The sequence below is a fragment of the Kitasatospora sp. NPDC001664 genome (genome assembly GCF_053596675.1).
Map to the genome: position 1 here is coordinate 160,079 of NZ_JBSFGS010000008.1, position 17,039 is coordinate 177,117.

Genomic DNA, 17,039 nt, shown 5'->3' on the forward strand with positions numbered 1-17,039 from the left:
CGCCTCTTCGGCCTCAGCTCCACAGCCTCCCGGTGGCGGCCTCCTCGTCCACCGCTCGCACCAGTGCCTCGTCCACCTCGGCAGGCTCCGCCGCCAGGTGCCGCACCCCGGCCTCCCGCATCAGCCGCGGTTGGAAGCCGTGCTCGAACCCGCTCGGGTGACCGATGAACGCCGTCCCCAGCCCACGGGCGGCCTCGGCCACCCGGGCCACGTCGTCGACGAAGAGCACCTCGTCGTGGCGCAGCCCCAGCACGTCCACGACGATCTCCCGGACACCGGGGCGGAATCCGTCGGTGCACACATAGCCCGGATCGTCGAACAGTGCGGTGTGCTCGCCGAGTTCGCGCTCGAAGTGGGCCCTCGACAGGCCGCCGTAGCAGACCGTCCGCAGGCCCAGGGCGCGCAGCCGGGCCACCATCTCGGGTGCGCCGTCGAGGACTTGGAGCGGGCGCCGGGCCAGGTACTCCTCGCGCTCCCGGAAGTAGACCTCCAGGACGCGCTCCACCGGCCAGTCCAGGCCGGCCGCCTCGGCGGCGGCGGCAGCAGCGCTGCGCTGGTCCTGCGAGAAGATCCGGCGCTCCACCTCCGCGGTGTACGCGCCGCCCCGGCTGGTGACGAAGTGGTGGATCACCGGACTGAAGGTGTCGTCGAGCATCACACCGTCGATGTTGACGGCGGCCGCACGCAGCCGCCGGAGCGGCTCAGCCGCCATCGGCCCCTCCCCGATCGGATCGGCCGCCAGTCTACGACCCGGGGCGGGGCCTCCTGCCAGAGCACCGTCAACTCAGCCGCGCTCTACGTCACTTCGACCGACGCTCTCCGGCCGGTCGGGCCCGGGCGGGGCCCTGAGCGGGCAGCCGAACGGCCGTCAGCCGAACGCCAGGCCGAGTCCGGCCAGACCGGCCAGGCGGTGCTCGGCCCCCAGCACGCCGGCCTCGACGTCGAAGGCCCAGCGGTGGGTGGGCGGGTACCCGATGAGTTCGGCGGCCCGGGGCGGGAGCGGACGCCCCGCCGCCTCGGCGGACTCCCAGAGGAAGACCGCGCCCCAGCGGTTGGCCTCCAGGTCGGAGATCCAGCTCTTGTGGACCAGCCCGGGGTGACCGGTGAAGCGCTCGACCGCCTCGTCCCGCAGGAAGGCCCGCAGCTCCTCGATGCCCGCCTTCGACTCGGCGAGGTCCCACCAGACCACGACAACGCGCATGTGACTGCTCCAACTCGGCCGGATCGGTTCGTGGAAGGCCTTCGTGCGGGGCGGCCGGGGAGGGGGGCCGCCCCGCACGGGTCGGGGGTGGTCCGGGCTCAGGAGGCGAGCAGCGAGACCAGGGTGTCGGTGATGATGTGCAGGCCGTCCTGGCTCAGCACCGACTCGGGGTGGAACTGCATGGAGCGGAAGCCGGGCCCGCGCAGCGCGTGCACCTGGCCGTTGGCCGGGTCGCGGCTGACCTCCACCTCGGCCTCGGCCCCGCCGTCGCCGAGCGGGAGCCGCAGCAGGTCCCGCTCGGAGTGCCCGGCGAAGGTGTTGTAGAAGCCGACCAGCTCGGTCCGGCCGAACAGGTCGATCTTCTTGGCCACGCCCTGGTTGGGCATGTCCCGGCGGACCAGGTCCAGGCCGAGCACCGCGCAGAGCACCTGGTGGCTCAGGCAGACCGAGAGGAAGGGCGTGCCCGAGGCCAGCAGCCGGCGGGTGGCGCCGTGCAGGTGGGCGATCTTCGGGTGGTCCACCTCCTGCGGGTCGCCCGGGCCGGGACCGAGCAGCACCAAGTCCCAGTCCTCGTCCAGCGAGTACTCCTCGTCGAACCGACGCAGCGTCACCTCCAGCCCCAGCGACCGGAGTTGGTGGTCCCACATGGCGGTGAAGGTGTCCTCGGCGTCCACCACCAGGACCCGGCGGCCGGCCAGCCCGGGGACGGGGCGCTTGCGCTCCGCGGTGTCCTCCAGCCAGAACGGCGCCAGCGCGAGGTTGCGCTGGGCCAGGGCGGCCAGCACGTCCGGGTGCCGCGCGAAGCGCACCGGCTCGGCCGGGGCGGCGGCGCCCGCCGGGCGGGTGGCGAACGCGGCCAGCAGGCCGGCCGCCTTGGCCGCCGTCTCGGCGACCTCGGACTCCGGCCGGGAGTCGCGGACCAGGGTGGCGCCGACGCCGATGCTCAGGCGGCCGGCGGCGGATATCTCGGCGGTGCGGATCAGGATCGAGGAGTCCAGGGTGCGACCGCCCTCCGCGTCGCGGCCGATCAGCGCGACCAGGCCGCTGTAGTAGCCGCGGCCCTTGGGCTCGTAACGCTTGATCACCTTGGCCGCGCTCTCCAGCGGGCTGCCGGTGACGGTGGGGGCGAACAGCGTCTCGCGCAGGATCTCCCGCGGGTCGCGCGAGGTCTCGCCCTCGATGAAGTACTCGGTGTGCGCCAGACGGGCCATCTCCATCAGGTGCGGGCCGGTCACCCGGCCGCCCGACTCGGTGATCCGGGCCATCATCTTGAGCTCTTCGTCGACCACCATGTAGAGCTCGTTCGCCTCCTTGGGGTCGGCCAGGAAGGAGAGCACGCCGGTGAGTTCGGGCCCGCCGGCCGGGTAGCGGTAGGTACCGCTGATCGGGTTCATCACCGCGACGCCGCCCGAGAGGCTGATGTGCCGCTCGGGGGTGGCGCCGACGAAGGTGCGCTCACCGGTGTCGATGACGAAGGTCCAGTAGGCGCCGCGCTCGCGCTCCAGCAGACGGCGGAAGAAGGTGAGGCCGGCCGCCGGGGTGTAGTCGGTGATGTCGGCGACGAAGGCCCGCCGGATCACGAAGTTGGCGCCCTCGCCGTTGCCGATCTCCTCGGCCAGGATCTGCCGGACCACACCGGCGTACTCCTGGTCGTCCACGTCGAACGCGCCGTTCGCCAACTCGATCGCCTGGTCCGGGAGTTGTGCGATCACCTGGTCGAGCGGCAGCGAGGCCTGCTCCCGCACGGCGAGCGCCAGCAGCGGCGCCCCGTCGTCGGCGGCGGCGAAGCCGCGCTCGGCGATCTGGCGGTAGGGCACCAGGGCGAGCACCTCGTGCTCGGCCCGGCCGGTGGCGGTCGGCTCCCCTTCGGCCAGCGGGATGTCGGCCAGCCGGGCGACCTCGGCCACCTCTCCGCCGAGCAGGTCCACCCGGCCCGGCCCGCCGGCCTCCGGCCGGTACAGCAGGGCGTAGCCGGACTGCCGCCCGGAGAGGATCCGCTCCAGCAGCTCTTGCCCGGCCTGACTGTCCGTCATGTTGCTCTCCTCCATTGTCCGTTGGCGCCGCTTCTGGTGCTTGCTCCGTCGCGTTCCGGCCCCGTCCGCTCAGTCCAGGTCGGCGAGCACGGCCTTGGTGGTGACCGCCATCGCGCAGCGCTCGGCGGCGTACTTGAGCGCCATCCGGTGGTAGTCGAGCGTGAAGTCGGCGATCGCGTCGCCGACCAGGAACGGCTGGATGTCGTGGGTGTAGGCGTCGAGGGTGGTGGCCAGCACGCCGATGTGGGCGTAGACCCCGCAGACGACCAGCTGGTCCCGGCCCTGCTCGCGCAGGAACTCCAGCAGCTGGGTGCGGTGGAACGCGCTGTAGCGCCACTTGGTCAGCACCAGGTCGCCCTCGGCCGGGGCGATCGGCTCGACCACCTGCTTGTGCTCGGCGTCGATGGTCATCCCCGGGCCCCAGAAGTCCTTGAGCAGGCCGCGCTGTTCGGGCGTCATGCCGCCGGGCTGGGCGGTGTACGCGACCGGGATGCCGAGCTCGGCGGCGCGGTCCCGGAGCAGGGTGGCGTTGGCCACCAGCTGGGTGACCGGGGACTCGCCGGCCTCGAAGGGCTTGAGGAAGTACTTCTGCATGTCGTGGATCAGCAGCACCGCGCGGGCCGGGTCCACGGTCCACTGGACGGTGTTCTCCGGCAGGTCGCCCTGCTGGGGCATCGGGTACGGGCTGATGGTCGGGATCCCCATGACGCTTGTCCTCTCAACTCTGCTGTTCCGTACGGTTGCCGACGCGGCGTCGGGGCGGCTGCGGGCCGGTGGGACGACCCGCAGCCCCGGCGGCCGGCGGTGGGGCGCCGGCCCTGGTCAGTGCCCGAGCGCGGCGCCTCCGTCGACGGTGAGGTCGTGCATGGTGATGTGCGCGGCCTGGTCCGAGAGCAGGAAGAGCACCGCGTCCGCGATGTGCGAGGGCTGCGCGATCCGCCCGAGCGGGATGCCCACCCGGAAGACCTCGGCCACGCCCTCGATCGAGGCCCGCGAGGCGCTGTCGTCACCGTCGGACCAGAGCGCGGTGAGCATGGGGGTGTCGGTCGAGCCGGGCGCCACCACGTTGCAGCGGATGCCGTACTTGGAGACCTCCAGACCCAGGCACTTGGTGAACATGGTGGCCGCCGCCTTGGAGGCCGCGTACGCCGACATGTCCACCCGCGCGGTGCCGGCGGCGTTGGACGCCACCGTGACGATCGCGCCGCGGTGCCCGCGCTCCACCATCCGGTTGACCACCGCGCGGGAGATGAAGAACACCCCGGTGGTGTTGACCGCGAAGGTGGTCGCCCAGTCCTGGTCGGTCAGCTCCTTGGCGGGACCGAGCCGGAGCACGCCGGCCCCGTTCACCAGGTAGTCGATCCCGCCGAGCTGACGCTCGATCGAGTCCACCACCTCCTCGACATCGGTGCTGCTGGTCACGTCGGCCGGAAACGCCTCCGCCCGCCCGCCCGCGTTCCGCAGCTCCTTGGCGATGTCCTCCAGCCGGTCGCCGTTCCGGTCGACCAGGGCGACCGTCACACCTCGCTCGACCAGCCCTCGGACGACCGCCTCACCGATGCCGCCGGCCGCGCCGGTGACCATCGCGACCTTGTTTTCCATTCCGTGAATGCTCATTTCGACCCCAAAGATCGAGGAGGATCGACCGTTGTCGGCCGGTAGGAGGGGTGGCGCCGGGCCGGGTCAGCCCCGCCAGGCAGCCGCGACTTCAAGTGCCTGCTCCGGGTTGAGCCGGGGGTCGCAGAAGCTGGTGTACTTCTCGCCGATCCGGTCGAGCTGGCGCTCGTCCCGGGCGCACTCGGTCACGTCGTCCGGCGTGGTCTCCAGGTGCAGACCACCCGGGACCGCGCCGACGCTCAGCAGCGCGTCCTGGAAGGCGCGCACCTCGCGGACCACGGTCTCCACCAGACGGGTCTTCAGCCCGCCCGGCCCGTTGACCGTGTTGCCGTGCATCGGGTCGGTCAGCCAGACCACCGGGTGCCCCTCGGCCTTGACCGCGGCCGCCATCGCGGGCAGCTTCCCGGCCACGTTGTAGGCGCCCATCCGGGCGATCAGCACCAGCCGGCCCGCCTCGCGCTCGGGGTCGAGCGTGCGGCAGAGCGTCAGCAGGTCCTCGATGCTCATGCTCGGACCGACCTTGGAGGCCACCGGGTTGGCCACCGAGGCCAGCAGCGCCACGTGCGCGCCGTCCAGCTGGCGGGTCCGGTCGCCGATCCACGGCAGGTGGGTGGAGGCCAGGTAGGGCCGGCCGTCGTCGGTGCGGCGCAGCATCGGCACCTCGTAGTCCAGCAGCAGCGCCTCGTGGCTGGTCCACACCGGAGCACCGGCGGCGGCCAGGCCGGCGTCGGCGCGCTCGCGCAGCGCGTCGAAGGCCCGCGCGGCGGCGTCGTAACCGGCCAGCAGCCGGGTCGGGTCCGGCCGGCGCAGCTCCGGGTCGGGCTCGGGGCTGTTCACCATGTGCCCCCGGTAGACCGGGAGTTCGACGCCGGCGACCGTCTCGGTCGGCTTGGAGCGCGGCTTGCCGAACTGACCGGCCATCCGGCCGATCCGCAGCACCGGGCGCCGGGTGTTCATCGAGACCACCCCGGCCATCGCGTCCAGCAGACCCACCTTGCGGGTCACGTAGCCCGGCTCGCACTCCGCCGGGTCCTCCGCGCAGTCGCCGGACTGGACCACCTGGAGGCGGCCGGTGGCCACCTCGGCCAGCAGGCCGCGGAGCTCGGCGAGCTCCGCCGGGGTGACCAGACCCGGGCGGTCGGACAGCTCGGCGGTCACCCGGGACAGCTGCTCGGCGTCCTCCCAGGCAGGCTGCTGCTGGGCGGGGAGAGATTTCCAGTACTGGAGTTCGCTCTCCGACAGCGGCGGGCCGGCCGGAGCCGACTGTGCCGCCATGACGTCGCTACTCACTCAGAACCTCCGTGGTCATGAATTCTTTTCCATTTGCCCGGAAAGCGCGGCTGCCGAATATCCGGACAATGTTGTGGATTCAGTGCGGAAGGCAACCTTTACTTGAGTTTGAGTAGCGCAAACTGGCTGGTCAACGGCGACTTTGACACTCCGTCAGGTGGACGCAACCCTGTCACTAGGAACCGTCCGGTTGGATTGTTTTGGCAATTGACCGGTCGCCGACGAAATTCCTGGCATCGGAATTCCCGAATTCCCGGTGGTCCGTCGGCCACTTCGCCAGATCAGCCCTTCCTGAGGCACCGGGCCCGGTACTGCGTCAGATCGCCGGCCGGGGGCGGGAACGACGGAGCGCCGCCCGGCGAAGCCGGACGGCGCCCTGGGGCCCTGCGCGTCGTGGTGGATCAGGCGACGCGGTCGCGCACCTCGGCCAGCCTCAGCCGGGCCCGCGCGGCCACCCGCTCGGCGGCGAAGGCCACCTGCTCGTACAGCGTCTGGTACGGCGCCGACAGGCCCGCGCCCGCCAGGCCCACCGGCGCACCGGCCTGGCCGGCCAGCGCGTACCAGCCCAGCGAGGCGCCGGCCCCGACCGAGACCCGCACCCCGGCACCGCGGGGCAGCACCCGCTCCCGGTACTCGCGCGGCTGGCGGTCGAAGCGCGCCGGACAGGACATCGCCACCACCCGGGTGGCCACCCCCGCCGCCTCCAGGATCTCCCGGGCCCGCAGCGCCACCCGCTCCTCACCGCCGTCCGCGATCAGGATCACCTGCGGCAGACCTGCGGACGCCTCCGCCAGCACGTGCCCGCCGCGGACCGCCGGCGTGTCCTCTCCAGGGATGCCCATCGCGCCCGCCCGCCTCTCCGTCGAAGCCGCTCCCCCACCGTACGAACGACTCTCCGCCCGCACCCCGACACGGACAATCCCGCTTCTGTCACTCCGTCACATGTCCATCACCGCACTGTGGTTGGATCGCCGCGAAGGATTTCCGACCGGAGAGGGGGCTCCGATGGGAGCGCTGGAGGGCAAGACCGCACTGGTCACCGGTGCCAGCCGGGGGATCGGCCGGGGCATCGCCCGCAGACTGGCCGCCGACGGCGCACTGGTGGTGGTCCACTACGGGGTGAACGAGGCCGCCGCCGAGGAGACGGTGCGGCTGATCGAGAAGGACGGCGGCCGGGCCGTCGCGGCCGGCGCCGACCTGGCCGAGCTGGACGGGCCCGACCTGCTCTGTGCACGGCTCTGGGAGGCGCTCGCCGCGGTCGGCGCCGACCGCGGCCTGGACGTCCTGGTCAACAACGCCGCCCTCTCCGGCGGCGGCCACCTGGCCGAACTCTCGGCCGAGCACTACGACCGGCTGCACCTGGTCAACACCCGCTCACCGCTGCTGCTGATCCAGCGGCTGCTGCCCGACCTGCGCGAGGGCGGACGGATCGTCAACATCTCCTCCGCCGCCACCCGGGTCTCCTTCCCCGAGTCGATCGGCTACGCCATGACCAAGGGCGCCCTGGAGGCCCTCACCCTGGCCCTGGCCAAGGACCTCGGCCCGCGCAACATCACCGTCAACACCGTGGCCCCCGGCTACGTCGCCACCGACATGAACGCCCGCCGCCGCACCACTCCCGAGGCGGCCGCGTCACTCGCCGCCCTCTCCGCCCTCGACCGCATCGGCTCCCCCGAGGACATCGCCGAGATGGTCGCCTTCCTCGCCTCCCCCGCCGCCGGCTGGACCACCGGCCAGCGCCTGGAGGTCAGCGGCGGCCTGCTGATCTGACGCCCGCTCGGAAACGACCGAGGCCCCCGACCACCTGGTGGTCGGGGGCCTCGCCGCAGCGGAGAGTGTGGGATTTGAACCCACGGTGACGGGTCACGCCACGACAGTTTTCAAGACTGGTCCCTTAGGCCGCTCGGGCAACTCTCCAGGCGGAGGTCAGCCTAACGGTTCCCACGGGGATCCGTGCACACCCTTTAGTTGTCGCCCTTGCGCTCGCCGAGGGTGACGGTGGTCTTGGCGGTCTTGCCGTCGCGGGTGTACTCGACCTCGACCTTGTCGCCGGGCTTGTAGGTCCAGATCTCGCTGACCAGGGTGGGGCCGCTGTCGATGACGTGGCCGCCGAGCTTGGTGATGACGTCGCCGGGCTTGAGGCCGGCCTGGTCGGCGGGGCCGCCGGGGGTGACGGCGGGCTTGCCCTGGACGGAGGAGGTCTGGATCTGGGCGCCGTCGCCCTTGTAGTCGTCGTTGCGCAGCACGCCGAGGATCGCGTAGACGGGGGTGCCGTTGGCGATCAGGTCGCCGGCGACGCGCTTGGCCTGGTTGATCGGGATGGCGAAGCCGAGGCCGATCGAGCCGGCCCGGCCGGAGCCGCTGCTGTTCGACTGGATGGCCGAGTTGATGCCGATCACCGCGCCGGAGGCGTCGAGCAGCGGGCCGCCGGAGTTGCCCGGGTTGATCGAGGCGTCGGTCTGCAGCGCGTTCATGTAGGAGGCCTGCGCGCTGGTCTCGTCGCCGGAGGCGACCGGGCGGTCCTTGGCGCTGACGATGCCGGTGGTGACGGTGCCCTCCAGGCCGTACGGGGCGCCGATCGCGATGGTGGCGTCGCCGACCGCGACCTTGTCCGAGTCGCCGAGGGCCAGCGGGACGAGCTTGTCCTTCGGCGGGTTGTCGAGCTTGATGACCGCGACGTCGTAGCCCTGGGCCCGGCCGACCACCGAGGCGGCGTAGGAGGAGCCGTCGGAGAAGCGGACCGTCAGCTTGCCACCGCTGGCGGCCGGGGCCACCACGTGGTTGTTGGTGAGGATGTGGCCCTCGGTGTCGAAGACGAAGCCGGTGCCGGTGCCGGACTCGCCGGAGCCCTGCGCCTTGATGGTGACGACGCTCGGCAGCGCCTTGTTGGCGATCCCGGCGACCGACTCGGGCGCCCGGTTGACCGCCTGCTGGTTCTGACTGGCCTGCACCGTGGTGCTGGAGCCCCGGCCGGAGGAGGACGAGGTGCGTCCGTCCCGGTCGGCGACGGAGACGCCGATCGCGCCGCCGGCCAGACCGGCCAGCAGGGCGACGGCCGCGACCAGGGCGATCAGACCGCCGCGCTTGCGGCCGGGCACCGGGGTGGCCGCGCCCGGGAACTCCGGGTACCCGGGCAGACCGGGGCCGCCGCCACCGGGCGGGGCGGCCCAGCCGCCGAGCGGGGTGCCCGCGCCGAAGGGGTGCGGGTGCGCCTGCGGCTGCGGGTGCGGGTGGCCGTGCGGGTCGGCGACCGGCGGCAGCGGGGCGGCGGCCGGGACCGCGTACGGGTTCTCGGACGGGACCACCGGCGGCGGCGCGTCGAGGTAGGACGGGGCGGCGGCAGCGGGCGCGGGCGGCGCGGCGGGCGGGGCGACGGGCGCGGGGGCCGGCGGGGCGGCGGGCGCGGGCGGCAGCACCGGCGGCGGCGCGTCCAGGTAGGAGGGCGCCGGGGGCGCGACCTTGCCGAGGGCCACCGTGTCGGCGGGCGCGGCGGGGGCGGCGGTTGACGCGGTGTCAGCCGCCTCCCGGGCCGTGGAGGTGCGCTCCTCCTCGGGACGCGAGTCCCCACTCACGTGCTCGGTGCTCACGGACGACCTCCATAGCTGACAGGACCTTGGGCCACAGTTTTCCGCATGTCCGATTCAGTTGTCGTAAGGAGCGTTCTGAAGGATTGGTGAGAATCCTTAGCCGTTCCCGACATCCCACGCCTTGGGCCCCGCCTTGGTGTTCGACGGTCCTGCGGCTAGCCTGGCGCTCCAAACTGACACGCGGGAGCTTGGACCGTCCAGGCTGAGAGTGCGCGGAACGACCGTACGCCATGCAGCAGCTGGCCGTGCGGCGAGGGAGCGCAGACCGCTCGAACCTGTCCGGGTAATGCCGGCGTAGGGAGCTTCGGCCATGACGGCTGCTTCGCCTTCCCCTGTCCAAGACGTCTCCGCGAGAGCCGAGGCGCCGCTGGTCCTCGACACGGCGCCGCCGCGCACGCTGGACTTCCGGGCGCTCTTCTCGCTCTGGGCCAACCTCGGCGTCAGCCTGATCGGCTTCACCAGCGCCGCCACCGTGATCGGCGTCAAGGGCGCCGAGCTCTCGCTGGCCGCCGCGATCACCGCGACGGTGGCCGGCACCGCGATCGGCACCTCGATGCTGGGCGTCGCCGCGCTGATCGGCGCCCGCACCGGCGCCCCCGCGATGGCCCTGCTGCGCGGCCTGTTCGGCACCAGGCTGTCCTACGTGCCGACGGTGCTGAACATCGCCCAGTGCATCGGCTGGGGCGTGTACGAGCTGCTGGTGATCGCGATGGGCGCCCAGGAGGTGACGGGCACCCAGGGCTGGCGGTGGCTGTTCGTGCTGCTGGCCGGGGTGCTGACCACGGCGCTGACCATCTGGCCGCTGGGCTCGATCGCGGTGCTGCGCAAGTACGTGACCATCGCGGTGGGCATCGCGATGGTGTACTTCACCGTCCAGCTGGTCCGCCAGGGCGTGCCGAACCCCGGTGCGGGCAACTGGACCGGCTTCCTGACCGCGACCGACGCGATCATCGCGGTCTCCATCTCCTTCGTGCCGCTGGCCGCCGACTACACCCGGCACGCCCGCACCGCCTCCTCCGCCTACTGGGCCACCTTCTCCGGCTACTCGCTGGCGCAGGTCTGGTGCTACCTGCTCGGCGTGGTGGCACTGCTGCAGTCGGACGGCGACGCGACCCGGATCTTCTCCTCCTTCACCGGCGTCGCGGCCGGCTGGGCCTTCCTGCTGGTGCTGGTGATCCGGGAGACCGACCAGTCCTTCGCCAACGTCTACTCCACCGCGATGTCGGTGCAGAACCTGCTGCCGAAGGTGGACCGCCGCCTGCTGACCGGCGGGATCGGCGCCCTGGTGACGGTGCTGGCGCTGAACATCGAGGAGTTCACCGCCTCCTACTACGCCTTCCTCGGCCTGATCGGCGCGGTCTTCGTGCCGATGTTCGCGGTGCTGGCGGCGGACTACTTCCTGGGCACGGGCCGCACCGCCCCGAGCCGAAGGGGCGCGCCGGTGTCGAAAAGGAGGAGCGAGGAAGGGAGCGAAGCGACCGCGGGAGGGACGACTGTCGACACCGGGTCGAAGCGCCCCGGAGGCGAGCGGGCGAGTACCAGCTGGAACCTGGACGAGGACGCGCCCGCCCGGCCGCTGATGCTGCTGCCGTGGGCGCTGGGCTTCGCGACCTACCAGTTCATCGCGCCGACCGCGATCGACGGGTGGCAGGGCTTCTGGCAGGACCTGCAGTCCTCGGTGGGCTTCACGCCGCAGGCCTGGACCTCGGCCTCGCTGTTCGCCTTCCTGGTGGCCGGTCTGGCCACCCTGGCCGTCCAGCCGCGCAAGTAGCGCGGCGGTACCGCCGCCACGGGGACTTCACCCGGAGTTTCCCGTGGCGGCGGCCGACGGCCACCGGCCGCCTCGTAGGGTGGTCCGCGTGGACACCCGGGACCAGGCCTTGACCTCGACGAACACCCCCGACCGCGCGGCGGTGAAGGTGATCGCCCACCGCGGCTCCTCCGCGGCCCGCGCCGAGCACACCCTCGCCGCGTACCGGCTGGCGATCGAGGAGGGCGCGGACGGCCTGGAGTGCGACGTCCGGCTGACCGCCGACGGCAAGCTGGTCTGTGTCCACGACCGCACCGTGCACCGCACCTCCGACGGCCGGGGCGCGGTCTCCGCCCTGACGCTGGCTCAGCTGGAGGCGATGGACTTCGGCTCCTGGAAGCACCCGGACGCCCCCGAGCCCAGCCCGGTGCTCACCCTGGAGCAGCTGCTGGAGCTGGCGGTGGACGCCGGCCGCCGGATCGAGCTGGCCATCGAGACCAAGCACCCCACCCGGTACGCCGGGCGGACCGAGGCCGAGCTGCTCCGCCAGCTGGCCCGCTTCGGCCTGCTGCCGGACAGCGCGGAGGAGTCCGCCGTCCGGATCATGAGCTTCTCCGAGCTCTCGCTGCACCGGGTCCGCCGGGCCGCCCCGACGGTGCCGACCGTCTACCTGCTGGAGCGCCGGCTGCCGCTGATCGGCCGCACCCGGGTGCTGCCCGGCGGGGCCCGGATCGCCGGCCCCGGGATCGAGCTGGTGCGGGCCAACCCCGGGCTGGTGCCGGCCCTGCGCCGGGCCGGGCACCGGGTGCACGTGTGGACGGTGGACGAGCCGGCCGACGTCGAGCTCTGCCTGGAACTGGGCGTCGAGGCCATCATCACCAACCGGCCGCGAGCGGTTCTGAGTCAACTCGGCCGATAGTTGCGTCAAGTCGGCCGGTATTCGCCCGCGCAGGGTTGTGAACGGGCGTGAACTGCGGCGCAGAACACCTGGAGTGGCCAATTCCGGTCGTTTTCACGACGTTCCGTGAGCAGCCAATCACCATGTGCCCACCGCGAGTTACGAAGGCCGTTAATGTCGTGCCGCGATCGATGAACGCCCGTTTCCGACGCATTACCAAGGGGCATCCATCCCTCGGCGAATGCTGAAGGAGGTCCGGGGGTGGCGTTGATGATGGCACACGAGGTGCCGACTTCATCGACCATGGCGGTGCCGCACGGGCCCGCCGGAGTCGGAGCGGCACGACGCCGGTTGCGCAGCGATCTCGGTGACCGCTCGGTGGACGAGACGGTGATCGACGACGCTGTCCTGATCCTGTCCGAACTGCTCAGCAACTCCTGCCGCTACGCCCGCCCGCTGGGCAGGCTGGCCGACCTCAAGGACGACGCGCCGGGCGGCTACCCGGCCCCGGTCCTGGTCGGGGCGGGGTGCGGCGAGGACGGCGAACCCGAAGGGGTGACGGTCCGTTGGCGGCTCCCCGGGGACGGCTCGCTCACCCTGGAGGTCACCGACGGCGGCGCGGCCACCCGGCCGCTCCCCGCCCGCCCCTCGCTCACCGCGCGCGGCGGCCGCGGCCTGGCCATCGTCGGACGGCTGGCCAGCGAGTGGGGCGTGCGGGACGCCCCGGGCCGGGTGACGGTCTGGGCCGCACTGCCGCTCCACCCCGACCACGGGGCGCGCACCGCCTGACGCCCCGTCCGGCGCCCGGTCCGGCGCCGCGGCTGACGGCCCGTCCGGGCCCGACGCGCGACACGGACGCGGTGGCGGCCGAAAGCTCAGTAGGCTTCCGGGGCAAGCCAGTCGCCGTACCGGGAGCCGCACCATGGCCAAGAAGGCCGCCAAGAAGTCGCCGCAGCGCCGTCCGTCCACCGCCGTCACCTCGGGCGAGATCCCCGTGGTGGGAGCCCGTGAGGACTGCCCCTGCGGCTCGGGCCGCCGGTACAAGGCCTGCCACGGCCGGGAGGCCGCGCACGCCGTCCAGGAGCTGGTGCACCGCCCGTTCGAGGGTCTGCCCGGTGAGGCCGACTGGGTCGCGCTGCGCGAGCTGGTGCCCGCCGCCACCGTGCCGCTGACCCTGGCCAAGGGCGTGGCCGACACCGCCAACGGCCCGGTCCCGTCCGTCACCCTGGCCACCGTGCTGCCGCTGGCCTGGCCCGCGCTGCGCCGCCAGGACGGCTCGATCCTGCTCGGCCTGCAGACCCAGTCCTCCTCCGGTGACCTGAGCCGCGACCTGGCGGACGCCCTGGAGCTGGCCCTGGCCACCGAGCCGGGCACCCCGGTGCCGGCCCGCCGGACGGTGCCCGGCGGGCGTCGTCTGCAGGAACTGCTGGACCTGGAGGCCGAGTTCACCCCCGAGGTGTTCACCGGCTTCGAGTTCTGGCTGGAGGACGCCGAGGCCGCCGAGGGCGAGGTGGCCGCCTCCCTGGAGCGGGCCAACGCCTCCGCCATCCCGACCGAGAAGATCTCCAGCGTGCCGTCCTCGTACTGGTGCGCCGCGGCGGACAAGAACCACCTGCGCTGGGTCATGACGGTTCCGGAGGAGCAGCTGCTGGACGCGCTGGCCCGGCTGGACGCGGCCGGCGACTCCTCGCTGGGCGAGGACACCCGCCTGGTCGGCTCGTTCCGTGCGCACGGCCTGACCGTCCCGGTCTGGGACCTGCCGCAGTCGATGACCGCCGCCGACTGCGAGGCGCCCGCCGCCGCGTTCGCCGAGCGACTGGCCGGCGCGCTGGCGGAGGAGGCCCCGCTGACCGTCGAGGAGCGCAAGGCCCGGGCCAATCTGGTGAACCGTCAGGTGACCCTCAACTGAGGATCCGCACGGGCGGAGTGACTCCGGTCACATTCGCCGCCCGAACGGAGAAACCCCAGGTGACAGAGTCCTTGGACAAATTGGCGCGGACGAGGATCTTTGTTACCATTTAAACAGTCCGGTCGCTGGTGCATCCCCCGTCGCCAGCGGCCGGATTCACTGTTTCCCGAGGGAAGTTGAGGCGGCGTCAGCCGAACTCGCCGCGATCAGCGCGCCGAGCAGGCCTCCCACCTCGGGCAGCCAGGGCCGGTCCCCGACCGGCGGCCGGACCCACCGCGCCGGCGCCGAGCCGGACCCGGCCCGCGAGGGCGGCAGCACCAGGTACCCGTCCGGTCCGTGGTAGCGCATCACCCCGGGCACGCACGGCTGTTCGGCCAGCAGCTCGCCCAACTCGGCCAGCGAGTACGGCGCCACCAGCAGAAGGTACCGCCCCTGCCCGGCCAGCACCGGGCCGACCGGCAGGCCCATCAGGTCGAACCAGGCCAGCGCGCGGGCCCCGGCCCTGGCCGGAACGCTCACCGCGCTGACCGTCCGCCCCGTCGCCAGCAGCACCGGGGCGTCCGGGCTCCGCCTCTCCCACCACCAACCCACCATCCGGGCATCGGTGGTGGCCGCCACCAGCGGCGGCTCGTGCGGATGCGCGCCGGGCGTGGGGCAGCCCTGGTCCGCACAGGAGCAGCCGCCGGGCCGGCCCGGCGCCGCGTGCGCTCCCGGCAGCACCGGCCAGCCGCGGCCGGCGGCCTCCAGCGCGGCTCCGCGCAGCGCGGCCCTGACCCGGCGCCGACTGCCCGGCCAGCGCAGCCAGACCCTGCCGGCGGCGGGGCCGGGTGCTCCGGCGGTGCCCCGTCGGGGACGTGACCATGGCATCGGCGCTCGTTCCTTTCCGCTTCCGCGGCCGCTTCCTGGACCGCTGGGCCAGAGGGGCTCTGGGGTCAGGCCGGGGCGGGGCCTGGGCCGGACGGCCCGGAACGAGAATCCCGCATACGACCGGACGGACGCTCCTCGGGAGCCTTCGGTTCCACCGTACGGGTGAGTGGCGCGCGGCCCGGGCGGCCGGTCGGCGGGCGAACCCTACGATCGCCGACGGCACCTGACGGACCGTCGGCCCCACCGGCCCGGACGCGGTCCGGCCGCACGCGGCGTCCGGGCAGGTCGACGGGCGGGCGGGAGCGGGCGAGAACCAGCCATCCGGCCTTGTCCCGATTCTGGACATGCCCCTTTCGGCCTGTGTACAAGTGGTGGATTGATGCCGAGTAGTGACATAGCAATCCTTTTGGGCGGTCCTGAGGGTCCTGCGTGACACGTACCAATGTGTGGGGAGTTGGGACATGACCGACGCCAAGCCACCGGCAGCGGCGACCACCGCCGTGCTGCCGGACCTCGGCTTCCTGGCCACCAGCGGAACGGCCGACCTGCAGGACCGTTTGGCCGGACAGCTGTCCGATCTCACGGTGCTCCAGGAGCACACCGAGCTGCTCACCCGGGCCCGCGGCCTGGCCGGCACGCTGGCCACCGTGCTGGCGTCCGGAGCCGCTCTGCTCGGCGCCCGGCGCGGTCTGATCACCACCACCGCCCGGGGCGCCGGCCGACCGGTCGGCCTCGGCCTGGACCGGGCCGAGCTGGGCGCCCTGGAGACCGTCCCCGCCGAACACGGGCCGTTCGCGGGCCTGTTGAGCCACCCCGACGGGGCCGGTCAGCTGCTGATCACCGATCTGGCGGAGGACCCGGCGGCCGGTCCCCGGTTCCGCGAGGTGGCCGAGCAGCTCGGTCTGGGCGCCTGCTTCGCCCTCCCGCTGGCCACCCCCGAGGACGGCCCGCTGGGCGCGGCCGCCTGGTTCTACGACGAACCGGCCGAGCCGGACCCGGGCCGCCGCCTGCTGGCCCACCGGTACTGCGAGTTCGCCGCCCAGCTGCTGGCCCGCCAGCTCGACCAGGAGCGGGCCGAGCGGCAGGCCGAGGCGCTGCGCCGCGGCCTGCTGCCGGACCGCCTGCCCGTCGGCGCCGGGCTGCGGATGGCCGCCCGCTGCCTGCCCGCCGCGCTGGACCGCTCGGCCGGCAGCGACTGGTACGACGCCATCCCGCTGCCCGACGGCACCTTCGGCCTGACCGTCGGCAGCGTGGCCGGTGACGGCCTGGGTGCCGGCCCCGGCTCCGCGCCCGGCGCGGCCGCCGCGATGGGCCGGGTGCGCGCCGCGCTGCGGGCGTACGCGGTGCTGGAGGGCGAGGACCCGGTCTCCGTCCTCGGCGACCTGGAGCTGCTGCTCAAGACCACCGAGCCGGCCCGGACCGCCACCGCGCTCTACGCCTGGGTGCAGCCCGAGGAGCGTCGGATCACCCTGGCCGGGGCCGGGCACTGCCCTCCCGTGCTGGTGACCCGTCAGGGCGCCGAGTTCGTGGAGACCTCGCTCTCCGCCCCGCTCGGCATGCTCAGCTGCTGGGAGGCGCCCGGCGTCGAGGTCGAGGCCGGGCCGGGCGACGTGCTGGTGCTCTACACCGAGGGCCTGGCCCGCCGCTGCGGCCCCACCCTGCACGCCGGGCAGAACGCGCTGCGCCGGGCCGCCGCCGACGCCCCCCGGGAGGTGCGGGCCGACCCGGACCGGCTCTGCGCCCACCTGCTGGCCGCCGCCGGCGCCGACGGCGGCACCGACGACCTGGTGCTGCTGGCCGCCCGCTTCGACTGAGTTCCTCCCCCCGGGCGGCTGACGGAGTCCGGACCCGCTGGCGGTGCCCGCTCAGCCGTTCGGTGGCGATCCG

At 73.3% G+C, this 17,039-nt stretch carries 15 protein-coding genes and 1 tRNA gene; 6 read left to right on the top strand and 10 right to left on the bottom strand.

Features of this window, described 5'->3' with window-relative positions; all coding sequences use genetic code 11:
- Positions 1-13 precede the first annotated feature (13 nt).
- The 7 genes from ACWCYY_RS13915 to ACWCYY_RS13945 all read right to left on the bottom strand — a co-directional run bounded on the left by ACWCYY_RS13915 (position 14) and on the right by ACWCYY_RS13945 (position 6,983).
- Positions 14-712, bottom strand: coding sequence for an HAD family hydrolase (locus ACWCYY_RS13915; protein ID WP_449796137.1), 699 nt, complete (start codon positions 710-712; stop codon positions 14-16).
- 156 nt (positions 713-868) lie between these two features.
- Positions 869-1,201, bottom strand: coding sequence for a hypothetical protein (locus ACWCYY_RS13920; protein ID WP_345287188.1), 333 nt, complete (start codon positions 1,199-1,201; stop codon positions 869-871).
- 98 nt (positions 1,202-1,299) lie between these two features.
- Entirely contained in the window at positions 1,300-3,234 is a 1,935-nt protein-coding gene (locus tag ACWCYY_RS13925) for an anthranilate synthase family protein (RefSeq protein ID WP_345287190.1), read from the bottom strand.
- A gap of 69 nt (positions 3,235-3,303) precedes the next feature.
- Positions 3,304-3,939: an isochorismatase family protein gene (locus tag ACWCYY_RS13930; RefSeq protein WP_345287192.1), complete on the bottom strand. Its 636-nt coding sequence runs from the start codon at positions 3,937-3,939 to the stop codon at positions 3,304-3,306.
- Positions 3,940-4,056: 117 nt separating this feature from the next.
- On the bottom strand, positions 4,057-4,836 hold the full coding sequence (locus ACWCYY_RS13935; RefSeq protein ID WP_345287194.1) for a 2,3-dihydro-2,3-dihydroxybenzoate dehydrogenase: 780 nt from the start codon (positions 4,834-4,836) through the stop codon (positions 4,057-4,059).
- A gap of 81 nt (positions 4,837-4,917) precedes the next feature.
- Positions 4,918-6,126, bottom strand: coding sequence for a 3-deoxy-7-phosphoheptulonate synthase (locus ACWCYY_RS13940; protein WP_449796199.1), 1,209 nt, complete (start codon positions 6,124-6,126; stop codon positions 4,918-4,920).
- A gap of 416 nt (positions 6,127-6,542) precedes the next feature.
- The gene (locus ACWCYY_RS13945; RefSeq protein WP_449796138.1) at positions 6,543-6,983 is read right to left on the bottom strand and encodes a transketolase-like TK C-terminal-containing protein; all 441 of its coding nucleotides are present in this window, start codon (positions 6,981-6,983) and stop codon (positions 6,543-6,545) included.
- Between the two features lie 163 nt (positions 6,984-7,146).
- Here ACWCYY_RS13945 and ACWCYY_RS13950 point away from each other — a divergent pair, with 163 nt between their 5' ends.
- Positions 7,147-7,911 carry an SDR family NAD(P)-dependent oxidoreductase gene (locus tag ACWCYY_RS13950; protein WP_345287198.1) on the top strand — a complete coding sequence of 255 codons (765 nt, stop codon included), beginning with the start codon at positions 7,147-7,149 and terminating at the stop codon, positions 7,909-7,911.
- A 59-nt stretch (positions 7,912-7,970) separates the two neighbouring features.
- Here ACWCYY_RS13950 and ACWCYY_RS13955 read toward each other — a convergent pair.
- A tRNA-Ser gene (locus ACWCYY_RS13955) sits at positions 7,971-8,058 on the bottom strand.
- Positions 8,059-8,105: 47 nt separating this feature from the next.
- Positions 8,106-9,728 (bottom strand): S1C family serine protease, encoded by a 1,623-nt coding sequence (locus tag ACWCYY_RS13960; RefSeq protein ID WP_449796139.1) that lies wholly within the window; start codon positions 9,726-9,728, stop codon positions 8,106-8,108.
- Positions 9,729-10,038: 310 nt separating this feature from the next.
- Here ACWCYY_RS13960 and ACWCYY_RS13965 point away from each other — a divergent pair, with 310 nt between their 5' ends.
- From ACWCYY_RS13965 to ACWCYY_RS13980, 4 genes are all read left to right on the top strand, one after another.
- The gene (locus ACWCYY_RS13965) at positions 10,039-11,499 is read left to right on the top strand and encodes a purine-cytosine permease family protein (protein WP_449796140.1); all 1,461 of its coding nucleotides are present in this window, start codon (positions 10,039-10,041) and stop codon (positions 11,497-11,499) included.
- An 88-nt stretch (positions 11,500-11,587) separates the two neighbouring features.
- Entirely contained in the window at positions 11,588-12,397 is an 810-nt protein-coding gene (locus ACWCYY_RS13970) for a glycerophosphodiester phosphodiesterase (RefSeq protein WP_449796141.1), read from the top strand.
- Between the two features lie 240 nt (positions 12,398-12,637).
- Positions 12,638-13,165, top strand: a complete 528-nt coding sequence (locus ACWCYY_RS13975) for an ATP-binding protein (protein ID WP_380149493.1) — start codon at positions 12,638-12,640, stop codon at positions 13,163-13,165.
- 133 nt (positions 13,166-13,298) lie between these two features.
- Positions 13,299-14,285 carry a DUF5926 family protein gene (locus tag ACWCYY_RS13980; protein ID WP_449796142.1) on the top strand — a complete coding sequence of 329 codons (987 nt, stop codon included), beginning with the start codon at positions 13,299-13,301 and terminating at the stop codon, positions 14,283-14,285.
- Between the two features lie 156 nt (positions 14,286-14,441).
- Here the strand turns inward: ACWCYY_RS13980 and ACWCYY_RS13985 are convergent, their stop codons facing one another.
- A complete protein-coding gene (locus tag ACWCYY_RS13985; RefSeq protein ID WP_345287210.1) occupies positions 14,442-15,152 on the bottom strand; it encodes a bifunctional DNA primase/polymerase in 711 nt (236 codons plus the stop codon).
- Between the two features lie 461 nt (positions 15,153-15,613).
- Here ACWCYY_RS13985 and ACWCYY_RS13990 point away from each other — a divergent pair, with 461 nt between their 5' ends.
- Entirely contained in the window at positions 15,614-16,966 is a 1,353-nt protein-coding gene (locus ACWCYY_RS13990; RefSeq protein WP_449796143.1) for a PP2C family protein-serine/threonine phosphatase, read from the top strand.
- The last annotated feature ends 73 nt before the right edge of the window (positions 16,967-17,039 follow it).